Here is a 24,662-nt window from a genome sequence, read left to right as displayed (position 1 = left end):
GAGGCGACCGGAGCTTGAGCCGGTCGGTGCCCATGACGGGGGAGACTATGACTACGATGGCAAAACGCCACGGATCCGCTGCACTTGCTGTGGCCGTTTCGTTGTTTGGATTGGTGTACGCAGGCGCTGCATCTGCGATCAGTTTCAGTCTGCCCTGGGGCGACGACGAAGCGGTCGAAGGGGTGCTCAATACAACCGTAATGATCGGTGCTGCGATGCGCACGCAGGATCGGCACACGGACTATCTGGGAAAGGCAAATGTCAATCCCGACGTTTGTGGCGGATTGAATCAATCCTGTCAGGGCCTGTTTCGCGATCAGGGACATCCGGCGACGGCACTGGCGCGAGCGCCCGGACAGTTCAGCCCGAACTACGATGACGGCAACTGGAATTACGACAAGGGTGACCTGACGTCGGGACTTGCCAAGATCACTCAGGATCTGACGCTGACCTACGGTAACTACGGCTTCTTCGCCAAGGGCCTGTACTACTACGACTGGGTCAATGCCGACTTCACCGAATACCATCCGAACGAGCTCAATTCGTCCAACAAAGCGGACCTGGTGACACCGGATCCGGCGCTCGGCATTGCTCAATACGGCAAGGGTGCGCCGGTCTACCGCAAGCGTAACGGGGGGGCGCTGCTCAATCAGATTGGTACCGAAGTCCAGCTGCTCGACGCCTATTTCTTTGGCTCTGTTCCGCTGTGGGACGACAAGGAGCTGAGCGTCAAGGTTGGACGCCAGTTGATCAACTGGGGCGAATCGTTGCTGCAGGCACTGAATTCCTTGAATCAGGCCAATCCGGTCAATGCCAACAACTATTACCGGGTTGGATATCAGGTCGAGGAAATCTTTACGCCGCTGAACATGGTCTCGTTCTCGTTCGAGCCGTTCTACAACGCATCCTTTGAAGCGTTCTATCAGCTTGAGTGGCAGCCGCTCGAGGCGCCGGCACCAGGCTCGATGATGGCGGTATCGGATGTCGTCGGTGTCGACAATGCGGTGAATTACGCCTACGTCAATTTCGGCGGTGCTCCCGAAGATCCGGACGGCCTCGCATTTCCGTTGTACAACCCGTTGTCGGGCGTTACCAACACCTCGACCACGATCGAGCGTCTGAAGGATCGCGAACCCAATTCGGCGGGGCAGTATGGTGTGGCGCTGAAGTATTACGCCGAGGAGCTCAACAACGGTACCGAGTTCGGGTTCTACTACATGAACTATCACTCGCGTCTGCCGTACGCGAGCTTCTTCTCGACGGTGGCCAGCTGCGCTCGTCGTGAGGGGAACGATCTTGGGATCGATGCATATGATCCCATCAGCTTCCTGGCGGTCTGTCCGGATCTGCCGATCGTCAGTGAACTGACGGGGCAGGACCCGGCCAATGCCACCAGCAATGCGGTCCCGCTGGATACGGTCAAGCTGATGGTGGAGTATCCCGAGGACATCCATCTGATGGGCGTCAGCTTTGCAACGACAGCGTTTGGCTGGTCGTTCCAGGGTGAAGTCGCCTACCGGCCGAATGCACCGTTGCAGGTTGATACCGAGGATCTGGTTTTTGCCGCGTTCGGGCCGACCTTGTCGCGTTGTCACGATCCGAACCTGGAACGTCTGTTGCCGGCCGATGCACTGGCGCCGGCCTTGGGGCTGGTCGACACAATCTTCGGCACCATTAGTGGCCTGACCGGCGGCGCCGTGGGCATCCCGAACGTGCTGCCGGCCGGCTCCGGCTGTGCGGGAACGACGACTGGGGTGGGTTCAACGGGTGAAGGGAGCTCGCCGATCGCAGTCATCAACGATGGCACGGCGTTGTATGCACCGAGCGATTACGTGGTGGACGCCAACGGTACGCCGGGTGCGTTCAACGACACCTTCGATCTCGGTATCGGTCACGCACCGGGTTCGGCCCGTTCGTTCCCGGCCTTCGTGACGCCGTACCGCGGTGTTGCTGCAGGAGAGAATGCGCCCTGTGAGCCGCAGTATCTCGGGAGTCAGAATCCTTACAGCACGGATCAACAGCCGGGCAATCGGGTCGCCAATCCCAACTTTGTTCCATACACGCCGACGAACCCCTGCTATGTCCGTGGCTATGAACGCCTGGATACCTATCAGTTCAACCTCGGCGGTACTCAGGTGCTGGGGGCAAGCGACAATCCGATTGGAGCGGATCAGATCCTGTTCGTGTTCGAAATCGGCGCGACCTGGGTGCCGGATCTGCCGCCGCTGGATGAGCTGCAGTTTGAAGCCGCGGGCACTTACTCCCATGCCAGCGCGGGCGCGGATGGTACAGGTGGCAGCTGGACCAACGAACGCCAGCAACGGATGGCGTGTTCATACGATCCAGTGACCAAGGCGCCGCGGCAATCATGTTCGTTCGGCATTGATGGGCTGCGTTTCAATCCGTCGCAAGCCAATCTCGATCTGTATCCGGACAAGCTCTCTTGGGGCTACGTGACGATTGCCATCATTCGCTATGAGTCCGTCTTCCCGGGCATCTCGTTCGCCCCCCAGATCATCTGGCAGCACAACGTCAAGGGCACGGCGCCGGGTCCGGGCGAGAACTTCATCGAAGGTCGCAAGACTGCGGATCTGCAGATTGAGACCCGCTACAAGTCCAATCTGGCGTTCTATCTTGGCTACACCTGGTTTACCGGCGGTGGCGTCGCCAACCTGTATCGCGACAAGGACATGGCACGCGCCTTCGTCAGAATACAGTTCTAGGTGTTGAGCGAGACGTTCATGACGGCGGCCGCAAGGCCGCCGTTTTCATTTGTGCCGGGTGATTGAATCCGGATCCAGTATTTTTTATCTACGCGGCGACTACCCGGAGGAGTAGTTCCTCCTCTCCTGGTCCGATGCACCGTGATGTTCAGGCGACACATCGTCGTCAACACATCAATTCGGCGAGGAGAACGACGAAATGTGCACGGCACCCCGAGTGTTGCGGTGGCTGCGTCCGCTGGTGGGCGCGATGGCGCTGGGACCGTTCTGTGCGTCAGCGCAGAACAATCTGAGCTTCTCCGGCTGGATTCGCGCTGATATCGCGATTGCTTCCAATGGCGATGAGAACCCCTTCAATCAGCGTGGAAATCTTTTCAATGGCGTGCCGGTGACGCGCGATCCGGTGGTCGGAGAAGATGACCTTGCCGTCCGCAACGGTGAGCCGGCCAGCAACGCGTTCAATCTGCTGCAACTGCGTACGCAGCTCAACGCCAAGTGGCGGTTGACGCCGTCGCTGGATCTGGTCGGCAAGCTCGCCGGTGTGTTCGATCCGGCACTCTACGACGAGTTCGATCCGGACGCGGTCGACAGTCAGGCCGTGGGCCGGCTGTATGCCGCGCCGGACTATTTCCGCTACGACGTCGAAGGGCGGACGCGCCCGATACCGCTGGAATGGAGCGGCGACGACGGCATGGTGTATCTGCCCGAGTTTTACCTGAGCTATTCGAACGGGCCTTTCATCCTCAGCGCAGGCCAACAGCAGATCGCGTGGGGCCAGGCCTTGTTCTTTCGCGTGCTGGATGTGCCGAACGGGCTCGATCTGCGTCGTCATTCGATGCTGGACTACGCGCCGGAGGAATTCCAGGACAAGCGCGTGCCGTCACTGGCCCTGCGTGCTGGATACCAGTTTTCGGAAGCGTGGCTGGTCGATGCCTTTGTCGAAAAGTTTCAGCCAACGGTGTATTCGAATCCCAACACGCCGTACAACGTCATTGCGTCGCAGTTCACGATCCATGATCGGTATGACAACTATGACGACAAGCTTGGCTACGGGTTGCGCGTGAAGGGATCGCTCGGCGATGTCGGCGTGCAGGCGATTGCGGTGCGCCGCTACAACCCGGACGGCGTCTACCGCTGGACCGAGTCTGGAGTCAATCGTGATCTCGCCGCTGCGCCGGGCAGCGGTGCGCTGATGGCGGGGACGCCGTTCGAGGTCGACACTACGGGCGTATGGTCGGCAGACGAGTGGTTTAACTACGCGGCGATGGCACGCCTCAACGGCGTTACCGGCCTCAACTCAGCGGTCAGCGAGTTCGAGGCGGCACAGACTTTGGGCGCTTACGAGGTCGATAGTCGCGACGCTGCCGCGCAGGAGCTGGATTATTTCTTTCAGGCTTCCGGCAGCGGTCTGCGCGGACACCTTGCGCGCGAATACGTGGCAGAGACCGATCTCGGGGCGGGCTTCAGCTATGTCACCCGCGCCGCGCCGGGCTCCTGGCTGGATCAGCTGATCATCAACGTCGAAGCGCTGTACGTGCCGGATCGTGCCTTCACCAATCCATCACTGAGCCGCGAATATCTGCGCGAGGATGAATGGACCACTGCGGTGGTCATGGAAAAATACCAACGACTGTCGACGCGATTTCCGGCCAGCTACTTCGTGCTGCAGTGGCTGCACAAGACGCGCAGCGATCTGTTCGGCCGACATCTGAGTGGAACGAACGGCGACGTCGGGACGCCGCCGCCGGGAGAGTCCGGTGGTTATGACGCGGTGGCCTTCGCGGTACAGCAGGCGTTTCCTGATCTGATCTGGCGTGCCGATCTGTCGGTGCTGTACGACCTCGGCGGCGGCCTCCTGGTGCAGCCGGCACTGCGCTGGAAGCCGCGTGGGGAAATTACGGTCGAGGCGTTCTATAACTTCGTCGATGGCAGCCTCGGCGGCAACCCCAACGGTAACGCGCTGTCGACCGCGGACTTCGCCGACGAGCTGGCGCTGCGGGTGGGTTATCAGTTCTGAGCCGTGGTTGTTCGAGGTCCCGTTCCGAACCGCTGCTGCTGCGCTCTCAGCGCCGCAGCAGCGGTTTGAGGAATCGACCGGTATGCGAGCCACGCTTTTTCGCGACGGCTTCCGGGGTGCCGACGGCAACGATCTGACCGCCACCGTCGCCGCCCTCGGGACCCAGATCGATGATCCAGTCAGCGCGTTTGATCACGTCCAGATTGTGCTCGATGATCACCACGGTGTTGCCGTGATCGCGCAGACGCTCCAGTACCTTGAGTAGCTGCGCGACGTCGTGAAAGTGCAGGCCGGTGGTCGGCTCGTCGAGGATGTACAAGGTCTGCCCGGTGTCGCGGCGCGAAAGCTCCTTGGCCAGCTTGACGCGCTGTGCTTCACCACCTGACAGGGTCGTCGCATTCTGGCCCAAGGTGATGTAGGTCAGGCCGACGTCCATCAATGTATCGAGCTTGCGGTGGATCGCCGGCACCGGTTTGAAGAACTCGCTGGCTTCCTCGACCGTCATGTCCAGCACCTGGTCGATGCTCTTGCCCTTGTAGCGGATCTCCAGAGTCTCGCGGTTGTACCGTCGTCCGCGGCAGGTGTCGCAGGTGACGTAGATGTCTGGCAGAAAGTGCATCTCGACCTTGATGACCCCGTCGCCCTGGCAGGTCTCGCAGCGTCCGCCCTTGACGTTGAAGCTGAAGCGACCAGGCAGGTAGCCGCGTGCACGGGACTCCGGCACCCCCGCGAACAGCTCGCGGATCGGCGTGAACAGCTGCGTGTAGGTCGCCGGATTCGAACGTGGCGTGCGGCCGATTGGTGACTGGTCGATGTCGATGACCTTGTCCAGATGCTCCAGGCCTTCGACTGCGTCGCACTCGGCGTGATGGGTCGATGCGTTGTTCAACTGGCGCGCGGCATAGCCATGCAAGGTGTCGTTGATCAGGGTCGACTTGCCGGAGCCGGAGACGCCAGTGACGCAGGTGATCAGACCGATGGGAATCTCGGCGTCGACATTTTTCAGGTTATTGCCACGCGCGCCGCGAATCTTGATCGAACGATCAGGTTGCGGCGGATGGCGCAGGTCCTGGATTTCGACGCGCGAGCGGCCGGACAGATAGCGGCCGGTGATCGAATCAGGGCTGGCTTCGATCTGCGCCGGGGTGCCTTCGGCAACCACGCTACCGCCGTGAACTCCGGCTCCCGGGCCAATGTCCACCACGTAGTCCGCGTGCCGGATCGCATCTTCGTCATGCTCGACCACGATCACGGTATTGCCGAGATCGCGAAGACGGAACAGGGTCTGCAGCAGGCGCTCGTTGTCGCGCTGATGCAGCCCGATGCTGGGTTCGTCGAGTACGTACATCACGCCAACCAGGCCGGCACCGATCTGCGACGCCAGCCGGATGCGCTGCGCTTCGCCGCCGGACAGGGTTTCGGCGCTGCGCGCCAGGGTCAGATAGTCGAGTCCGACATTGTTCAGAAAGCCCAGGCGTGCGCGGATTTCCTTGAGAATTTTGTCGGCAATTTCGCCCTTGTGCCCCGGCAGCTTCATGGACTTGAAGAAGGCCTCAGCGTCACGCACCGACAACGCCGTCAGCACCGGCAAGCTGCGATCGGCGACAAACACATGGCGCGCCGCGCGATTCAGGCGCTGGCCGCCGCATTCCGGGCAGGGTTTGTTACTCAGGTACTTGGACAGCTCCTCGCGCACGGCATCGGATTCCGTTTCGCGGTAGCGGCGTTCCAGATTCGGCACGATGCCTTCGAAGCGGTGCGTGCGTGTCTGCAAGCGTCCACGTTCATCCGGATACTCGAACACGATGCGTTCGTCACCACTGCCATGCAGCAGCACCTGGCGCACCTTTTCGCTGAGTTTGTTGAATGGTTTTTCCGGGTCGAAGCTGTAGTGCTTGGCCAGCGAGCTGATGAAATGCCAGTAGTACGGATTGCGCTTGTCCCACGAGCGGATGGCGCCAGAGGCCAGCGACAATTCCGGATGTGCCACCACGCGGTCTTCGTCGAAGACCTGCAAATTGCCGAGGCCGTCGCATTTGGGGCAGGCGCCGTGCGGGGCGTTGAATGAGAACAGCCGCGGTTCCAGTTCCTCCAGCGAATAGCCGCAGTGCGCGCAGGCCATGCGCGACGAGAACGTCAGCGCTTCCGCTTCATGTTTGAACGGGGTGACGTAGGCGAGTCCATCGGACAGGCGCAGCGCGGTTTCGAATGATTCTGCAAGGCGTTGTTTCAGGCCAGGCTCGCCCTCGGCGCTGTCGGCACGCACGCGGAAGCGGTCGACCACGACTTCGATGTCGTGTTTGAGCTTGCGGTTGAGCACCGGAACTTCGTCAAGTTCGTATACGGTGCCGTCCACGCGTACCCGCACGAAGCCCTGACTGCGAGCCTGTTCAAACCATTCCAGGTGCTCGCCCTTGCGTCCGCGAACCACGGGTGCCAGCAGCAGCCAGGCGCTGTCCTGCGGCAGCGCCAGCACCAGATCCACCATCTGGGAAACGCTCTGCGCCTCCAGCGTGACGCCATGATCAGGACAGCGCGCGGTGCCGACACGCGCAAACAGCAGACGCAGGTAGTCGTAGATCTCGGTGACCGTGCCGACGGTTGAGCGTGGATTGTGCGAGGTCGATTTCTGCTCGATCGAGATCGCCGGCGACAGGCCTTCGATGACGTCGACGTCCGGTTTCTGCATCATCGACAGGAACTGACGTGCATACGCCGACAGCGACTCGACGTAGCGGCGCTGGCCTTCGGCGTACAGCGTGTCGAATGCCAGGGAAGACTTTCCGGACCCGGACAGGCCGGTCACGACGATCAGCTTGTCGCGCGGCAGATCCAGCGAAATGTTCTTCAGATTGTGCGTGCGGGCACCGCGGATGCGGATGTTTTCCATCGGGGAGCGGGTCGGGAGTCTCAAACGGGCTAATATATGCCCCCTGCACTGGGCACGACAGAGGCACAGCCTGCCTGAAGTTCGTGTCCGCCGGCCGCGCAGCGGCGCGGTTCGTGCTTGGACCGTTTCGAAATCCTCTACAGGGCAAGACGTTCGCGATGAATGCACTGGAATGGCGCGCCGTAGTTTCTCTCGGTGCGATCTACGCGTTGCGCATGATTGGCATGTTCATGGTGTTGCCGGTGTTTGCGCTATACGCCGGTGCGTTGCCATATCCCGCCGAACCGTGGCAGATCGGGCTGGCCATTGGCATCTATGGCCTGACCCAGGCGTGTTTGCAGATTCCGATGGGCATGGCTTCGGACCGCTTCGGCCGCAAACGGGTGATCGCCGCGGGTATGGTGGTGTTTGCGGCGGGCAGCTGGCTTGCGGGTTCGACTCACGATATCGAATGGATCATTTTCGGTCGGGCATTGCAGGGCGCCGGAGCAGTGTCCTCCGCGGTCGCCGCGTTGCTTGCCGATGTCACCCGCGACGTGGTCCGCACCACGGCCATGGCGATACTCGGTGCCGGCATGGGGCTGGCCTTCGTGCTGGCGCTGGTGATGGGGCCGCTGGTTTCGGGCTGGATCGGCGTTGACGGCATCTTCCAGCTGACCGGGGCACTGGCGCTGCTGACCTTGCCGGTACTGTTGTTTGCCGTCCCAACGCCAACCGAGCAACGCAGCAGTGCCGGGCGTCTGCGCGAAGTTCTGGCCAACGGCCAGCTGCTGCGGCTGGATGCGGGAATTTTCCTGCTGCATGCCTGCATGACCACGGTATTTACGGTCGCTCCGCTGGCGATTGTGGAAACCCTGGGGCTGCCCAGCGCGCAACATTGGAAGCTGTACCTGCCGGTGCTGCTGCTGAGCCTGATTCCGGTGTTCCCGCTGATTCGCATGGCCGAGCAGCGCGGGCGCTTCAAGCCCGCGTTCATCGGCGCGATCTGTGTGCTGGCGATGGCGCTGGCGCTGGCCGCCGCGGAGCATTCGTCGGCCATGTTGCTGGTGCTGGCGCTGTTCCTGTACTTCGTCGGCTTCAATTTCCTTGAAGGTGCGCTGCCGTCGCTGATTTCGCGCAAGGCGCCGCCGGAGCAGAAGGGCGCTGCGCTGGGGATCTATTCCAGTGCGCAGTTCCTGGGCGCATTCGCCGGAGGTACCCTTGGCGGGCTGGCCATGCAGCGCGGCGGAATCGGCGCAGCTTTCGCGCTGGCGGCAACCTTGCCCATAATCTGGCTTGGCGTCGCTGCCAAGCTCGCACCGCCCGCTGCGGTAGAACATTCACATTCCAATTAAGCAGGAGAGACGACCATGGCACGTGGCGTGAACAAGGTCATTCTGATCGGCAACCTCGGCAAAGATCCGGAGGTGCGTTACTTCCCCAATGGAGACGCGGTCTGCAACGTTACCGTGGCGACCTCCGACAGCTGGACCGACAAGCAGTCCGGGGAGAAAAAGGAGCGCACGGAATGGCATAACGTCGTATTCACGCGCAAGCTTGCCGAGATCGCTGGCCAGTACCTGAAGAAGGGTGCCAAGGTCTACGTTGAGGGCTCGCTGCGGACCCGCAAATGGGAGAAGGACGGGGTCGAGCGCTACACCACCGAAATCATGGTCAACGACATGCAGATGCTCGACGGTCGCAGCGGCGGCTCGGCGCCGATGTCCGGCGGCGGTGGCTACGAGTCGCAGTCCTCCTCGCGTCCGGCGCCATCGCGCGCGCCCGCCGCTGCGCCAGCGGCGTCGGCGGCTATGGATGCGCCGTTCGAGGACGACGATATTCCGTTCTAGTCCGGCTTTTGTCTGCCCCGGCTGCGCTCAGTGCGATATCTGAATGGGGCGGAGCTTGGGGCTGGCTGTCTCGCTGGGCCGGATCAACTTCGGACGGTTTGTGATGCTGAGTCGAATTCTCATCGTATGCACGGGCAACATCTGCCGCAGCCCGATGGCCGAGGCGCTGATGCGCGCGCGGGTCAAGGATCGGGCTGAGCAGGTGCAGTCGGCCGGGACCGGCGCCCTGGTTGGGCATCCGGCCGATCCGGATGCGGTGGCGGTGGCTGCCGAACACGGTCTGGATCTGTCCGCACACCGTGCGCAGCAGGCCAGCGCGCCGCTGCTGGCGGCGATGGATCTGATCCTGACGCTGGACCAAAGCCACAGCGACTGGCTCAACCGGCAGTATCCGCAGCTGCGTGGTCGAGTCCATAAGCTTTTGAAATGGCAGAATAATGCGGACATCATGGATCCGTACCGTCAGCCTCGCGCGGCATTTGTCAGGGCCTTCGAGGAAATCGAGCTCGGCGTCGAGGACTGGCTGGCGCGGTTGTAGCCGACCCGGTTGTACTTAAATCCACAGCAGAATCGGGAGCTTGGCGGTCCCGTCGTCTATAATGGTCCGCCATTACACGCGACGGCCGCTGTCGGCCGCACTCGATGTCCAAGAAGTTGTACCTGATTACCTACGGCTGCCAGATGAACGAGTACGACTCGTCCAAGATGGCCGATGTGTTGGCCGCGTCGCACGGCTATGAGCGCACGCAAAATCCCGACGAAGCCGATCTGCTGCTGCTGAATACCTGTTCGGTGCGCGAAAAAGCGCAGGAAAAGGTCTTTTCAGAGCTGGGCCGCTGGAAGGAATGGAAAAGCGCCGATCCTGATCGCATCATTGGCGTCGGCGGTTGCGTGGCGTCGCAGGAAGGTCAGGCGATCATCGAGCGTGCGCCCTATGTCGATCTGGTGTTTGGCCCGCAGACCCTGCATCGCCTGCCCGAGCTGCTGACATCCACCCGGCAGACCCGCAAGCACGCGGTCGACATCAGCTTCCCGGAAATCGAGAAATTCGACCGCCTTCCAGAGCCACGCGCGGAGGGTTGCACTGCATTTGTCAGCATCATGGAAGGCTGCTCCAAGTACTGCACCTTTTGTGTTGTGCCGTATACGCGCGGCGAGGAAGTCTCACGTCCGCTGGACGACGTCTTGACCGAAGTGGCCCAGCTGGCGGCGCAGGGCGTGCGGGAAATCACCTTGCTGGGCCAGAACGTCAACGCCTATCGCGGGCGCATGGGCGAAACCGCGGAGCGCTGTGATCTGGCGCTGCTGATCACCTATATCGCGCGCATTCCCGGTATCGATCGCATTCGTTACACGACCTCGCATCCGGCCGAATTCACTGACGCGCTGATCGACGCCTTCGCCGACGAGCCGAAGCTGGCGAGTTACTTGCACCTTCCGGTGCAGGCAGGGTCGGATCGTATCCTCGGCATGATGAAACGCGGCTATACGCGCGCGCAGTACCTGGACAAGATCCGCCGGATTCGCGCCGCGCGGCCGGATCTTTCATTGTCGACGGATTTCATCATCGGATTTCCGACCGAGTCCGAGGACGATTTCATCCAGACCATGGATCTGATCGCTGAGGCCGGCATCGATGGGGCTTATAGCTTCATCTACAGTCCGCGACCGGGTACCCCGGCGTCGAATCTGCGTGATGGGGTCCCCCTCGAGGAGAAACAGCGCCGTCTGAGCATACTGCAGGATCGCATTCGTGCGCAGGACGAAGCATTCAAGCGGGGCATGCTTGGTACCCGGCAGCGCGTGCTGGTTGAGCGCGCCGCGCGCAAGGGCGAGGGCTTCATCGCCGGGCGCACCTCGACCAATCGCATGGTCAATTTCGAAGGGCCGCAGTCGCTGATCGGGCGCTTCGTCGATGTCACCGTGACCGAGGCAACGCCGAACGCGCTGCGCGGACGCCTGCTTGATGCAGGTGCTGTGGCATGAGTGCGCGGCCATCTCAGGTCAGTGCCGAACTGCTGTTCGACGCCGATGAGTCACAGCGCTTGGTCAATATGAATGGCCCGTTCGACGCGCATCTGCGCCAGATCGAGCTGCGCTTGGGCATCGAGATTCGCAATCGCGGCAATCGCTATCAACTGCTGGGCAGCCGTCAAGATGTTCGGGTCGGCGAGGCGGTCTTGAATCAGCTGTTCAATCAGACGCTGGATGACGTCATCACCACCGAGCATGTGCATCTGGCGCTGACCGAGCACAGTGCCGACCTCTCGGGCGCTCCAGACAGCGCCGCCTCCGGTGGAGGTCACGACGAAGTGGTCGTTCGCACCAAGCGCGGGGTCGTGCGCGGTCGAGGGATGCAGCAGAAGGCCTATCTCAAGGCTATCGCAACCTATGATCTGAACTTCGGGGTTGGCCCGGCCGGCACGGGCAAGACCTATCTGGCGGTCGCCAGCGCCGTACAGGCACTGGAGCGTGACCGGGTCCGCCGCATCGTGCTGGTGCGGCCGGCGGTTGAAGCCGGCGAGAAGCTTGGGTTCCTGCCCGGCGACATGGCGGACAAGGTCAGCCCGTACTTGCGCCCTCTGTACGACGCCTTGTACGAGATGCTTGGCTTTGAGCGCGTCGAGCGGCTGGTGGAGAAGAGCGTGATCGAAGTAGCGCCGCTGGCGTTCATGCGCGGGCGTACTTTGAACGAGTCGTTCATCATTCTCGACGAAGCGCAGAACACTTCAGTTGAGCAGATGAAGATGTTTCTGACGCGCATCGGATTCGGCAGCGTCGCGGTCGTCACGGGTGACATGACCCAGATCGATCTGCCCAAGCATCAGGCTTCAGGCCTCAAACATGCCCTGTCGGTACTGGCCGGCGTCCCCGGAATCAGTACGACCCTGTTCCGCAAGGAGGACGTGGTGCGACACCCGCTGGTGCAGGCGATTGTGCAGGCCTACGAGGAACACGAGCTTGCTGATCAGGCGTCGCGGGCATGAGCGCCGAAGCAGGTCAGATCGTGATTCAACGTTGCGTATCGCCGGCGGGCATTCCGTCCGCAAGCAGCTTGCGGGCGTTCGCTCAGGCCGCGCTGCCGCGCCGCCACGGCGAGCTGACCATCCGCATTGTCGATGCTGACGAGAGCCGCACATTCAACCGTGAGTATCGGGGCAAGGACAAACCCACCAATGTCCTGTCCTTTGACGGTGATGGCGAGGTGCTGGGCGATCTGGTGATCTGCGCGCCTGTCGTTGCGCAGGAAGCGCTTGAACAGGGCAAGCCCGCGCGTGCGCACTGGGCACACATGGTCGTGCACGGCTGCCTGCATCTGCAAGGCTACGATCATGAGCACGACGCCGACGCGACGCGCATGGAAGCGCGCGAAATCCGTATTCTGAAAACTTTGGGCTTTAAAGACCCGTACCAATGAGCGACGACGAAAATCATAAACCGGGGGGCGACAACGCCCTGACTCAGTGGTGGCGGCGGGTCACCCACAGCCTCGCCGGTGGGCCACGCACGCGCGAAGACTTGATGAGCCTGCTGGGTGAGGCGCGCAGCGCCGAATTGATGGACGCCGATGCGCTGTCGATGTTCGAAGGTATCCTGGAAACGGCCGAAACCCAGGTCCGCGACGTCATGGTGCCGCGCGCGCAGATGGTCGTCGTCGAGCATGACTGGGCGCTGGATCAGGTAATCGGCGTGGTGGTGGAGTCCGGGCATTCGCGTTTTCCGGTGATCGGGGAATCCAAGGACGAGGTTGTCGGCATACTGCTGGCCAAAGACTTGCTGAAATTCAGCGCTACCGGCGATGGCGTCGCTGCATCAACTTTCGATCTGGAGCAGCTGATGCGGCCGGCCGTGTTCGTGCCGGAATCCAAGCGGCTGAATGTCTTGCTGAAGGATTTCAGGCGTGGGCGCAATCACATGGCGCTGGTCGTCGACGAGTACGGTGGCGTGGCCGGTCTGGTCACCATCGAGGACGTGCTGGAGCAGATCGTCGGCGATATCGATGACGAATACGACGAGGCCGAGAGCGCACCCATCCTCAAACAGGATGAACGCCGCTATCTGGTCAACGCACTGACGCCGATCGAGGACTTCAACGAATATTTCCGCACCACGTTTTCCGACGAAGAGTTCGATACCGTCGGCGGCATGGTCACGCACCGCTTCGGCCACATGCCGAAGCGTGGCGAAAGCGTGCGTATCGAGCGTTTCAACTTCAACGTGCAGCGCGCCGACAGCCGCCGCGTCTATCTGTTCCAGGTCACTGTTTCGCCGGCTTGAGCTGGGTCTCTCGAAGCCAGAGGTGACGATCACGTTGCTGCAAGCCAGGATCGCTAGACTGCACGTCGCCCGCGTCGAGAGTTCGAGCCGAACATGCTGAAGTCATTGCTGTCTGCTGTCGCCGCCAGCGTGCTTGGCGCAGTCATGACTTTGGCGTTCGCCCCGATGGCTTATCTGCCACTGATCCCGCTGTGCCTGGCCGCGTTGTTTCTGTTGGTGCGGTCCTGTTCTGCGCGCCGCGCCTGGCTGCTGGGCTGGCTGTTCGGGGTCGGCCATTTTCTCGGCGGTGTCTACTGGGTTTTCATCAGCACGCATACCTATGGCGGGGCGCCGGCCTGGGTCAGCGTTCTGATGCTGATGGCTCTGGTCGCCTATCTGGGGCTGTTTCCGGCATTCGTGTTGTATGCCGCCGCACGTCTGCGCTTGTGGCAGTCGTCGTGGGGCTGGGGGGGGCTGGCCGCGTTATGGCTGCTGTCTGAGCTGGCGCGCGGCTGGTTGCTGACCGGATTTCCCTGGCTCAGTCTGGGCTACGCCGCCACCGATGCGCCTCTGGCGCGGCTGGCGCCGCTGCTGGGTGTGCACGGGATCTCAGTGCTGCTGGTGTTATCGGCGGCGTTGATCGAGCGTGCGATGCCGCGCGTGATGCCGTTGTCACCCCCACGGCGTGCAGTGCTGCTGGTGTTGGCGGCGCTGCCGTGGTGGCTGCCGCCGTTGCTGCCGACGGCGTCGGCGTGGACCCGACCGAATGGCGCCGCGCTGAGTGTTGCAGTGGTTCAGGGCAACATTTCACAGGATCAGAAATGGGATCGAGACCTGGTGGGGCCGATCCTCGATCGCTACCTGCGCATGACCGAGTCGGCGCTGGGAGCCGATCTGGTGGTCTGGCCCGAGGTTGCCGTGACGCAGCCGTATCAGGCAATCCGTCTGCCCTATCTGGAGGCGTTGTCGGCACAGGCGCGACAGGCCGGTTCGGCGGTGTTGGCCGGAATGATCATTCACGCCGATGACGGCCGTGGATACTACAACGGCGTCGAAGTGCTGGGCCGTGGCAGTGGGCGTTACACCAAGCGCCACCTGGTGCCGTTCGGGGAATACTTTCCAATCCCGGATTTTCTGCGTCCGGTGATGGCCTGGATCGGCACCCCATATGACGACCTTTTGTCGGGCGGTGACGAGCAAGCCCCGATTGCGGTGCATGGCGAACGGTTGGGGCTGTCGATCTGCTTCGAAGATGCGTTTGGTCGCGAATTGCGGCATGGCGTCGGTTCGCAAAGTCTGCTGGTCAATCTGACCAACGATGCCTGGTTCGAGGGTTCGTCAGCGCCGGCGCAGCACCTGCAGATCGCGCGCATGCGTGCATTGGAGACCGGGCGCATGCTGGTGCGTGCGGCCAATACCGGCATCAGTGCGCTGATCGATGCCGACGGACGTGTGCTGGACAGCGCCGGCTGGAACCGCACTGAAATCCTCAAAGGCCAGATCCAACCGCGCGCCGGCCTGACGCCTTACGCGCGCTGGGGTGACTGGCCGCTGGCCGTCCTGGCACTGGGCTTGCTGGCGGCACTCGTCGTCGGCGCGCGCCGAAGACCCGACGCTCAGTCGCGGTAGCCCGGATCGAGCCGGTCCAGTCGGCGCAGCAGACCTGGCCAGGCCAGTGCGCCGCCGAGTCCGCGCGTGACCTGTTGTGCCTGTGCCTGGATGCCGTCGACCAGTGCTTGCGCAATCGGAATCGTCGGACCGCCGCCGCTCTGTGCGCGGACCTGGATCGTGCAGGCGGCTTCGAAGATGTACATCGCCAGAAATGCATCGGCCGCGGAGGCGCCGACCGTCAGCAGGCCGTGATTGCGCAGCATCAGGAAGCTGCGCTCCCCTAGATCGGCGACCAGCCGCGGTTTCTCGGCCTCGTTCAGTGCCACGCCTTCATAGGTGTGATAGCCCAGCGACGCCAGCACGAACAGCGACTGCTGTGACAGCGGCAGCAATCCGCCTTGCTGCGCCGAGACTGCGACGCCGTTGAGCGAGTGCGTGTGCATCACGCATTGCACGTCCGGTCGCGCGGCATGCACGGCGCTGTGAATCGTGAATCCCGCTGGATTGATCATGTGGGGCGAGTCCATGACCTTGTTGCCGTGGAGGTCGATCTTGACCAGCGAACTGGCGGTGATTTCCTCGAACAGGAAGCCGTAAGGATTGATCAGGAAGTGGTGGTCGCTGCCCGGCACGCGTGCCGAGATGTGCGTAAACACCAGATCGTCCCAGCCAAAGTCTGCGACCAGGCGATATGCGGCGGCAAGATCAACGCGTGCCTGCCATTCTTCGGGCGAAACCTGTTCACGTACGTTCACGTTAGTATCCGTCATGTCCGTCTCCTCGCGCGGATCTTGTCTGAAGGTGCACCCTAGCGCATTTTCGACAGCCAGCCGGGGACTTTGAGCAGAATTTATCCGGAGGATGTGTGGGGGAGAGTGCACGGAACGACGGCGCGCTGTTGCCGGCGCAGCTGGTGCTGGCGTCGCGCTCGCCGCGGCGGCGCGAGCTGTTGACGCAGTGCGGACTGCGCTTTGCCGTTGTCGACGTTGACGTTGAGGAATATCCGGGATCCGCTGAGTCGGCGGCTGACTACGCCTGCCGCGTGGCGCTGGACAAGGCGCGTGCCGGCGCCAGGCGGGTCGGTCGTGCGCTTCCGGTGCTGGGCGCGGATACCGATGTCGTACTCGACGGCGAGATTCTCGGCAAGCCGCGTGATCGGGAGCATGCGCTGGAGCTGCTGTCTCGGTTGTCCGGTCGCAGTCATCAAGTCTATTCCGCCGTTGCGGTGGCGTGCTCCGGACGCGAGGCAGTACGGCTGTCGGTGACCGATGTGTGCTTTGGACCCATTTCACCGCAGCGGGCTGTGGCCTACTGGGACAGCGGCGAACCGGCGGGTAAGGCCGGCGCTTATGCGATCCAGGGTTTTGGCGCGGTGTTTGTACGCGAGATTCGCGGCAGTTACAGCGGCGTCGTCGGATTGCCACTGTTCGAGACAGCCGAACTGCTGGCCGAATGCGGTATCGAAATACTGACTCCGCCTGCGCTGCGATGAAGCTGCTGCCAGGACGTCATACGAATTGCTGTTCATATTTTCTGCATCCAGGCGCGTCATTCCATCATGAGCACAGAGATACTGGTCAATATCGGTCCGCAGGAGACTCGCGTCGCGCTGGTCGAAGGGGGGGCGGCGCAGGAGGTCCACGTTCAGCGCGCTTCGCGCCATGGTCTCACCGGCAACATCTACAAGGGTTCGATTCAAAGGGTGCTGCCTGGCATGCAGGCGGCGTTCGTCGAAATCGGTCTGGAGCGCACCGCATTCCTGCATGTGGCAGACATGTTGCCGCTCAATGGCGATGCCGAGACACCAAGCATCACGCAGTTGTTGCACGAGGGTCAGCACGTGCTGGTGCAGGTGTTGAAAGATCCGATGGGGTCCAAAGGCGCACGTCTGTCATCGCTGTTGTCGGTACCGTCGCGTTATCTGGTGCTGCTGCCGCACGAGCGCCATGTTGGCGTGTCGGCGCGGATTGAGGACGAGGCGGAGCGTGAGCGGTTACGCGCGATCCTGGAAGGCGCGCATTCACTGCAGGCCCCGCAGTTCGGCCTGATTGCCCGCACCGCCGCTGAAGGCGTGGAAGCCGAGGCGCTGGAGGCCGATCTGACCTTTCTGCTGCGCCTGTGGAACTCGATCAGCAAACAGGCCGGTGAGGCCAAGCCGGGAACGCTGGTTCATGGCGATCTGCCGCTGTCGATGCGCATCCTGCGGGATCTGCTGGGCACCGACGTGGAGCGGGTACGCATTGACAGCGCGGAGGAGGCCCGCCGGGTCAAACAGTTCGCGCAGTTGTTCGTGCCGCGAGCGGCACCGCTGATCGAGGTCTACCAGGGTGCGGCACCGATCTTCGATCTGTACGGCGTCGAGGACGACATCAATCGTGCGCTGGATCGCCGGGTCGATCTGAAGTCCGGCGGACATCTGGTGATCGATCAGACCGAGGCGATGACCACGATCGACGTCAATACCGGTGGCTATACCGGGCACCGGAATCTCGAAGAAACCGTGCTCAAGACCAATCTGGAGGCCGCGCAGGCGATCGCGCGACAGCTCCGGCTGCGCAATCTTGGGGGCATCATCATTCTCGATTTCATCGACATGAAGTCCGAAGATCATCGTGCTCAGGTCCTGCGCGCACTGGAACGCGCGCTGGCAAGCGATCATGCGCGCACGCAGATTCATCCGTTCTCGCCACTGGGATTGATCGAGATGACGCGCAAGCGCACGCGCGAATCGCTCGGCCACATCCTGTGCGAGCCGTGCCCCACCTGTCAGGGGCGGGCGACCATCAAGACTGTGGAAACCGTGTGTCATGAGGTCACGCGTGAAGTCCAGCGTGCCGCGCGCCAGTTCGAAGCCAAGGGCTTCCTGGTGCTGGCCGCACCCAACGTGATTCAGCGCCTGGTTGAAGAGGAATCGATGGGCTTGGCCGATCTTGAGGCCAATCTGCGACGCCCGATCCGGCTGCAATCCGAGAGTGCCTATTCTCAGGAAAGCTACGACGTGGTGCCGCTGTAGTGTCGTGCAGGCGGTCTCAGCAACCGATACTGGACGCGGTATGCGCCGGCATCAGTGGCCGAGCGTCCGGTGTGGCGCGACAATAACCCTTCATCCTTACTGAACCTAGCCGTCTCCGATCATTCATGGAACGCGTCAAACGCCGCTGGTGGACCTGGGCGATTTCGCTGATCACCACCACGGTGCTGACCGGGGCGGTGTTGAGCGGGTTGTTCCAGCTCGCGGTGCTGGCCATTCCAAGCTACCGCGAGGAGCTCGCGAACTGGGTCAGTGACGCCACCGGCCGGCCGGTGCAGATCGGGGGCATCAGCCTGGCGTGGAGTGGATTGAGTCCGCGTTTTGATCTCACCGGCATCACGCTGTACAGCGACGACGGCGACGAACAGCTGCGCGTCGAGCGCCTGAGTATCGGCATCAGTGTGATGCGGCTGCTGACCGGCAATGTGGTGCCGACGCGACTGGTGCTTGCCGGGCTGCGCGTTTCTGCCGAAGTGGACGAGCAGCGGCGCATCCGCATCGCCGGTTTCGAGCCGGGCGATGGTGATCTGCCGCTCAGCGCGCGGCGTGAGCAATGGCTGCGCGACCTGGAGCGCTTCAAGCAGGTGCGACTGGAGGATTGCGAGCTGCGCGTGCTGCATCCCGCCTTTGCGGACAGCCCGCTGACGTTTGCCATCGAACATGCCGAACTGGCGGCGCGTGCCGGCGGGTTCGAACTGGATGCAGCGCTGCTGTTGCCGCCGGATCGTGGTGGCAAGGTGCAGCTTGAAGCCGAAATCGACGGCAGCGTCGCGCAGTTGCGCAGCTGGCAGGGGCGTTTCGATCTGGAGGTCGATGGCCTGGTTCCGCAGGGGTGGTTGCGTCCCTGGCTGCTGGCCGGTACCCAGATCGGTGTCGCGGATCTGCAGGGCGAGATCAGTGGTGATATCACCGAGGGGCGTATCACGCGTGCACGCATGGCGTTCGACTCCGGTCCGATGGTGCTGGCGCGCGCCGGGGTGCTGTCCAGCGCGCAGCAGACGCGGGCGGTCGTCGACTATCTGCGCGATCCGCGCGGTTGGCGCGTCGATGTGACCGACTTGAGTTTTGACGACGCGCTGCTGCTGCACGGCAGTCTGCGCCGCAGTGATCTGGACGGGGTCGCCGCCTATGACCTGGATGCCGATCGCCTGAATCTGACGCAGCTGTCGCCCTGGTTGGGGATCTGGCGCGACGCGCCGGCCTGGACCCAGACGGCCGGGCGCAGCAGCGGTCTGATCGAAGGTTTGGTCGCGCGTGTGCGGGTGCCGCCGAGCGCCGACCCGATGCAGCCCACCACGCCGCGCTACTCGGTACGGGCGCAACTGAATGATGCCGGCCTTCGCGCGGATCGGAATTTCGGCGTTGCGGGCATTGCTGGCGAACTGACCGCAGACGAAAACGGTGGGCAGGTGCAGTTGTCGCGGGCTCCGATGCTGCTGAAGTTGCCGCAGATCATGGAGTCGGATCTGTCGTTCGATGCGTTCTCCGCGGTCCTGCGATGGACCCGCACCAGCGACAGCTGGCGGATCTCGGCGGACTCGTTTGACTGGCAACTTGCCGGCACCCAGGGCCAGGGGCAGCTCTCGCTGGATCTACCGGCGGACGCCAATGCGTCACCGGTGCTGACGTTGCAGGCCGAGTTTTCCGGTGAAGATGCCACCGCAGCCAAAGGCCTGATGCCGCGGCATTGGCCGGACAGCCTGAAGCGCTGGCTCAGCGATGCCATCGTGGCTGGGCGCGTGCCACATGGCGCGCTCAAGATTGAGGGCCCGCTGCATGACTTTCCTTTCGTCAATCATCCGACCGGCGCCTGGAATCTGGATCTGGACGTGACCGATGGCGCGCTGGAGTTCTTGCCGGACTGGCCGCGGATCGAGGGTCTGGCCGCGCAACTGCATTTCACCGGCAGCAGTCTGGGAATCTTTGTCGACCATGGCTCCTCAATGGGCAACGCGGTCAAGCGTGCCGAGGTGCGCTTTGACGATTTCGCTGAGCAACGCTTCAGCGTGAGCGCAAGTCTGGACGGCGAGCTGTCGCAATTCTACGCCTACCTGCGTGCTTCACCTCTGCGCAAAGTCCTGCGGGGCTTGCTTGACCACACTGAAGCCAGCGGCGCTGCCGCTGTTGCCTTGCAGCTCGATATTCCGCTGCAGGAGCATCAGATGCCGGTGGTTCACGGCACGGTTGATCTGAATGACGCCCAGCTGAAGTACACGACGCTCGATCCGGCCATCACAGGACTGAACGGTCAGCTGGCTTTCGACAATGAAGGTGTGCGTGCGACAGCGCTCAAGGCGCGCTATGCCGATGTTCCACTGCGGTTGCGGATCGATCCGCAGGACGGAACCCGCGGGGTCGTGCGCGGCAGCTTTGCGTTTACGCCGAAAGCTGATGGCAGTGGTGCATCGAAATACATTCCCGAGATCCTGCGCCCCCGATTGCATGGCGCCAGCGGCTGGAACCTGGAGCTGCCGCTGAAGGATACCGACAGCGAGTTGCTCCTGAGTTCCGATCTGAGTGGGACCGTTGTCGATCTGCCGCAACCCCTCGGCAAGCCAGGGGACGTGACGGAGGCGCTGACTGTTCGGGTGCATGAAGGCCGGTTTGCGCCGGTCGCGGTCGATCTGGCCTATGGCGATCGGTTCGGAGTCGCGCTGGAAATTGGCCCGACGCGGACCGACGGTCGTGACGGCGATGCGCTGGCGGGTCTGTCCGCGCGCGTGGGGACGAAGCTTGCGCCGCCGGTGCAAGCGGGGCGATTCCTGCTGGACGGGCGAGTGGCGCAATTGGATGTGGAGTCATGGATTGCCGTGATCACAGCCGGTGATCATGGCGGCGTGGGACTGGACAGCGCCGAGATCGAGACCGATCAACTGATATGGGGGGCACAATCGACGCTGGCAACGAGGTTGCGCTACCAGCCGTTGAGCGATGGCTGGCGCACCGATTTCAGCGGCGAGGGTGTCGGTGGCTCGGTGGTCTGGACTCACGCAGGCGGAGATCGCGTGGTCGCGCGGCTGGATCATCTGGGACTGAAGCTGGCCATGCCGGCGGCGTCGGCGTCACCGGCTGCTGCGACGCCGACCGTGACCGACCCGGCAAGCCTGCCGGTACTGGATATTCAGTGTCAGGCGCTGCGTGTCGGCACCGCGGATCTGGGGCGTTTGAACCTGCGTTCCGAACGCGTTCCGGGTGGTCAGCGTCTGATCCAGGCTCGGCTGGCGGAGGGCATTGTTGACCTGAGCGCGGGCGGGCAGTGGCGGCGTACCGAAGGGCAGTCGACCGCCAACCTCAAGTTCGACCTCAACACCACCGACATCGACGCACTGCTGCAGGCATTCGACTATGCGCCGAGCTTACAGGCCGAGCGCACGCAGTTTCTGGGGGACCTGAACTGGCACAACACCGGGACCGGGCTGGACTGGCGCATGGCGTCGGGGCGCATTGATGTCGACGCAAACAAGGGTCAGTTGCGGGCAGTGCAGCCGGGCGCCAGCCGCGTGCTGGGACTGATCAATTTCTACGCCTTGCCGCGACGCTTAACCCTGAATTTCGATGACGTTGTGGGTGACGGTCTCGCGTTCGATACGATCAAGGGGCACTTCGAACTGGCCAACGGAGTTGCCCACACAGACGATCTGCACATGGAAGCGCCGTCGCTGCGAATGGACGTCCGTGGTGCTGTCGGCATCGCCGCGCGTGACTACGACCAACGAGTGACCGTGTATCCGGATGTGTCGGCCGGCGTCACGCTGGGTGCGGTGCTGCTCGGCGGTCCGGTCGTCGGTGGTCTGGTGCTGCTGGCGCAGGAGTTGCTGGACAAGCCGCTGGATCAAGTGACCCAGCTCAGTTACCGAATCACCGGCAGCTGGGACAATCCCAAAGTGGAAAAGCTGGATTCGAATAGCCCGTAGGGCATGAGTGAGATGAGTTGATGACGACAACACAGCAGGCGGCGGTGATCCAGATGAGCAGTGGCCCGGATCGTGATGCCAATCTGGCGTCTGCGGCGTCGCTGCTGCAGAGCGCGGCGGCCAGTGGCGCGGCGCTCGCCGTGTTGCCGGAGAATTTTGCGTTGATGGGGGCCCGCGACACCGACAAGCTGGCGATTGCCGAGGTCGAAGGGGCTGGCCCGATCCAGGAGTTCCTGTCCCGTACGGCGCGGGAGCTCAATCTGTGGATTGTCGGGGGCACCATCCCGCTGACGTCGTCGGACCCGGGGCATGTGTATGCCGCCTGCTGCGTCTACAACGCGCGCGGCGAGCGCGTCGCGCGCTACGACAAGATCCACTTGTTCGATGTTGATCTGCCGGACGGACGGGGCGAGCGCTATCGCGAGTCGTCGACCATTGCAGCCGGAGCACCGAAGCCGGTCGTGGTCGATACGCCGCTGGGGCGACTCGGCTTGTCGGTCTGCTACGACCTGCGCTTTGCCGAGTTGTACCGTGCACTGGTTGCGCAGGGCGCCGAGCTGTTGTGTGTGCCTTCGGCATTCACCGAGGCGACAGGACGCGCGCACTGGGAGGTATTGCTGCGCGCGCGCGCGATCGAAAATCTGTGTCATGTGCTGGCGTCCGGTCAATGCGGCAGCCACTCCGGCAGCCGGCATACCTGGGGCCACAGCTGCATCATCGATCCCTGGGGCGGCGTGCTGGCCGACTGCGGTGATCGTCCGGGTGCCGCGCTGGCGACCATCGACGCCGAGCGGCGCGCGCGCCTGCGTCACGAGTTTCCCGTGCTGGGCCATCGTCGGCTAAGCTGATCAACCCTTCGCTGACGGACGCCCAACCCTCACCATGACTCAGGCGCTGACGCTTGCCCGCAAGACGCTGCTCGAACCCACCGGTCTGGATCAGGCTGCTGTTGAACAGGTGCTATCGCGCCTGATGAAACCCGGCGTCGATGCCGCCGATCTGTATTTCCAGCAGGCTTACACCGAGACCTGGTCACTGGAAGACGGATTGGTCAAATCCGGAGCGCATCATGTGGAGCAGGGCGTGGGCGTACGGGCCTGCGCCGGCGACAAGCAGGGTCTCGCCTATTCGGATGCGATCGAGCTGAGTGCGTTGACCGATGCGGCGCAGGCCGCCGGTGCGATTGTGCGCCATGGCGAGCAGGGCAGTGTGCGCCGCCAGAGCGAGCTTGCACTGAAACCGCTGTATCCGGCGATCAATCCGCTGCCGGGTTTGGAGACCGATGCCAAGCTGGCCCTGATGCACCGTGCCGACGCGGCAGCGCGAGCGGCCGACCCGCGTGTGGTGCAGGTCATGGTCAATCTCGCGGCCAATGCCGAGACCGTACTGATCGCCGCCACCGACGGCACCTTTTGCGCCGATGTGCGCCCGCTGGTGCGGATGGATGTCAGCGTGATCATCGAACATCAGGGGCGCCGCGAGCAGGGCCACGCCGGCGGCGGCGGCCGCGGCGGCTATCTGGACTTTCTCGGTGGCGATGCGCCGGAGCGATTTGCGCGTGAAGCGGTGCGTCTGGCCGATGTCGCGCTGGAAGCCGTTCCGGCGCCTGCCGGGACCCTCACCGTAGTGCTTGGTCCGGGCTGGCCGGGCGTGCTGCTGCACGAAGCGATCGGCCACGGTCTCGAAGGTGATTTCAACCGCAAGGGTTCGTCAGCGTTCACCGGCCGTATCGGCCAGAAGGTCGCATCGGATCTGTGTACCGTGGTTGACGACGGCACGCTGCCGGGTCGGCGCGGTTCGCTTACGGTCGACGACGAGGGTACGCCGAGCCAGTGCACCACCTTGATCGAAAATGGCGTACTCAAGGGCTACCTGCAGGACAAGCTGAACGCCCGTCTGATGGGGATGGCGCCCACCGGCAATGGTCGTCGCGAATCGTACGCGGCGCTGCCGATGCCGCGCATGACCAACACCTACATGCTGGCCGGTCCGCACGATCCGAAGGAAATCATCGCTTCGGTCGAACGAGGGATCTACGCCGCCAATTTCGGCGGGGGGCAGGTCGACATCACCAGCGGCAATTTCGTGTTCTCGGCGTCCGAGGCCTACATGATCGAAAATGGCAAGCTGGGGCGCCCGCTCAAAGGCGCCACGCTGATCGGCAATGGTCCCGAGGTGCTGACACGCGTATCGATGGTCGGCACTGATCTGGCGCTCGACGCGGGTGTCGGGGTCTGTGGCAAGGACGGACAGAGTGTGCCGGTTGGCGTCGGTCAGCCGACCCTGAAGATCGACGGCCTGACGGTCGGCGGTACGCAGGGCGGGTGAGTCGGTCGATTCCGACGAATATGCCGCGGGGCGGTTGACGCCCGCGACAAGCTCGATAAAGT

The 24,662-nt window shown here is 63.0% G+C and carries 17 protein-coding genes; 15 read left to right on the top strand and 2 right to left on the bottom strand.

The window, feature by feature from the left end:
- The first annotated feature begins 47 nt into the window (after positions 1 to 47).
- Together E4T66_RS21755 and E4T66_RS19660 are read left to right on the top strand one after the other, a co-directional pair.
- Positions 48 to 2,723, top strand: coding sequence for a DUF1302 domain-containing protein (locus E4T66_RS21755; RefSeq protein ID WP_248679814.1), 2,676 nt, complete (start codon positions 48 to 50; stop codon positions 2,721 to 2,723).
- Between the two features lie 199 nt (positions 2,724 to 2,922).
- Positions 2,923 to 4,740: a DUF1302 family protein gene (locus E4T66_RS19660; protein WP_136851503.1), complete on the top strand. Its 1,818-nt coding sequence runs from the start codon at positions 2,923 to 2,925 to the stop codon at positions 4,738 to 4,740.
- Between the two features lie 46 nt (positions 4,741 to 4,786).
- Here the strand turns inward: E4T66_RS19660 and uvrA are convergent, their stop codons facing one another.
- Entirely contained in the window at positions 4,787 to 7,630 is a 2,844-nt protein-coding gene (gene uvrA / locus E4T66_RS19655) for an excinuclease ABC subunit UvrA (RefSeq protein WP_136851501.1), read from the bottom strand.
- Positions 7,631 to 7,788: 158 nt separating this feature from the next.
- On the opposite strand from uvrA, the gene E4T66_RS19650 reads away from it, so the two are divergent.
- From E4T66_RS19650 to lnt, 8 genes are all read left to right on the top strand, one after another.
- A complete protein-coding gene (locus tag E4T66_RS19650; protein WP_136851499.1) occupies positions 7,789 to 8,964 on the top strand; it encodes an MFS transporter in 1,176 nt (391 codons plus the stop codon).
- A 15-nt stretch (positions 8,965 to 8,979) separates the two neighbouring features.
- A complete protein-coding gene (gene ssb / locus E4T66_RS19645) occupies positions 8,980 to 9,459 on the top strand; it encodes a single-stranded DNA-binding protein (RefSeq protein WP_136851497.1) in 480 nt (159 codons plus the stop codon).
- Positions 9,460 to 9,562: 103 nt separating this feature from the next.
- Positions 9,563 to 9,997, top strand: a complete 435-nt coding sequence (locus tag E4T66_RS19640; protein ID WP_136851495.1) for a low molecular weight protein-tyrosine-phosphatase — start codon at positions 9,563 to 9,565, stop codon at positions 9,995 to 9,997.
- 104 nt (positions 9,998 to 10,101) lie between these two features.
- Positions 10,102 to 11,445: a tRNA (N6-isopentenyl adenosine(37)-C2)-methylthiotransferase MiaB gene (gene miaB / locus E4T66_RS19635; protein WP_136851493.1), complete on the top strand. Its 1,344-nt coding sequence runs from the start codon at positions 10,102 to 10,104 to the stop codon at positions 11,443 to 11,445.
- A complete protein-coding gene (locus tag E4T66_RS19630; protein ID WP_136851491.1) occupies positions 11,442 to 12,446 on the top strand; it encodes a PhoH family protein in 1,005 nt (334 codons plus the stop codon). Before miaB ends, E4T66_RS19630 begins: the two co-directional genes overlap by 4 nt.
- Positions 12,443 to 12,877 carry an rRNA maturation RNase YbeY gene (gene ybeY, locus E4T66_RS19625; RefSeq protein WP_136851489.1) on the top strand — a complete coding sequence of 145 codons (435 nt, stop codon included), beginning with the start codon at positions 12,443 to 12,445 and terminating at the stop codon, positions 12,875 to 12,877. Before E4T66_RS19630 ends, ybeY begins: the two co-directional genes overlap by 4 nt.
- Positions 12,874 to 13,737, top strand: coding sequence for an HlyC/CorC family transporter (locus tag E4T66_RS19620; protein WP_136851487.1), 864 nt, complete (start codon positions 12,874 to 12,876; stop codon positions 13,735 to 13,737). Before ybeY ends, E4T66_RS19620 begins: the two co-directional genes overlap by 4 nt.
- Positions 13,738 to 13,830: 93 nt before the next feature.
- Positions 13,831 to 15,345 (top strand): apolipoprotein N-acyltransferase, encoded by a 1,515-nt coding sequence (gene lnt / locus E4T66_RS19615; protein WP_136851485.1) that lies wholly within the window; start codon positions 13,831 to 13,833, stop codon positions 15,343 to 15,345.
- On the opposite strand, the gene E4T66_RS19610 is transcribed toward lnt, so the two are convergent.
- On the bottom strand, positions 15,333 to 16,097 hold the full coding sequence (locus E4T66_RS19610; protein WP_136851483.1) for a class II aldolase/adducin family protein: 765 nt from the start codon (positions 16,095 to 16,097) through the stop codon (positions 15,333 to 15,335). The two genes, lnt and E4T66_RS19610, sit on opposite strands and share 13 nt — an antisense overlap.
- Before the next feature lie 95 nt (positions 16,098 to 16,192).
- Here E4T66_RS19610 and E4T66_RS19605 point away from each other — a divergent pair, with 95 nt between their 5' ends.
- From E4T66_RS19605 to tldD, 5 genes are all read left to right on the top strand, one after another.
- Entirely contained in the window at positions 16,193 to 16,819 is a 627-nt protein-coding gene (locus E4T66_RS19605; protein WP_248679812.1) for a Maf family protein, read from the top strand.
- Between the two features lie 66 nt (positions 16,820 to 16,885).
- Positions 16,886 to 18,340: a ribonuclease G gene (gene rng, locus E4T66_RS19600; RefSeq protein ID WP_136851481.1), complete on the top strand. Its 1,455-nt coding sequence runs from the start codon at positions 16,886 to 16,888 to the stop codon at positions 18,338 to 18,340.
- A gap of 125 nt (positions 18,341 to 18,465) precedes the next feature.
- Positions 18,466 to 22,272, top strand: coding sequence for a YhdP family protein (locus E4T66_RS19595; protein ID WP_136851479.1), 3,807 nt, complete (start codon positions 18,466 to 18,468; stop codon positions 22,270 to 22,272).
- Between the two features lie 20 nt (positions 22,273 to 22,292).
- Positions 22,293 to 23,120: a carbon-nitrogen hydrolase family protein gene (locus E4T66_RS19590; protein WP_136851477.1), complete on the top strand. Its 828-nt coding sequence runs from the start codon at positions 22,293 to 22,295 to the stop codon at positions 23,118 to 23,120.
- A gap of 34 nt (positions 23,121 to 23,154) precedes the next feature.
- Positions 23,155 to 24,600, top strand: a complete 1,446-nt coding sequence (gene tldD, locus E4T66_RS19585) for a metalloprotease TldD (protein WP_136851475.1) — start codon at positions 23,155 to 23,157, stop codon at positions 24,598 to 24,600.
- The last annotated feature ends 62 nt before the right edge of the window (positions 24,601 to 24,662 follow it).

Source organism: Sinimarinibacterium arenosum (assembly GCF_005047655.1).
In the GTDB taxonomy this organism is placed as follows: Bacteria; Pseudomonadota; Gammaproteobacteria; order Nevskiales; family Nevskiaceae; genus Solimonas.
Note: the sequence above shows the minus strand (reverse complement) of the source record. Positions and strands in the feature narration are given on the sequence as shown.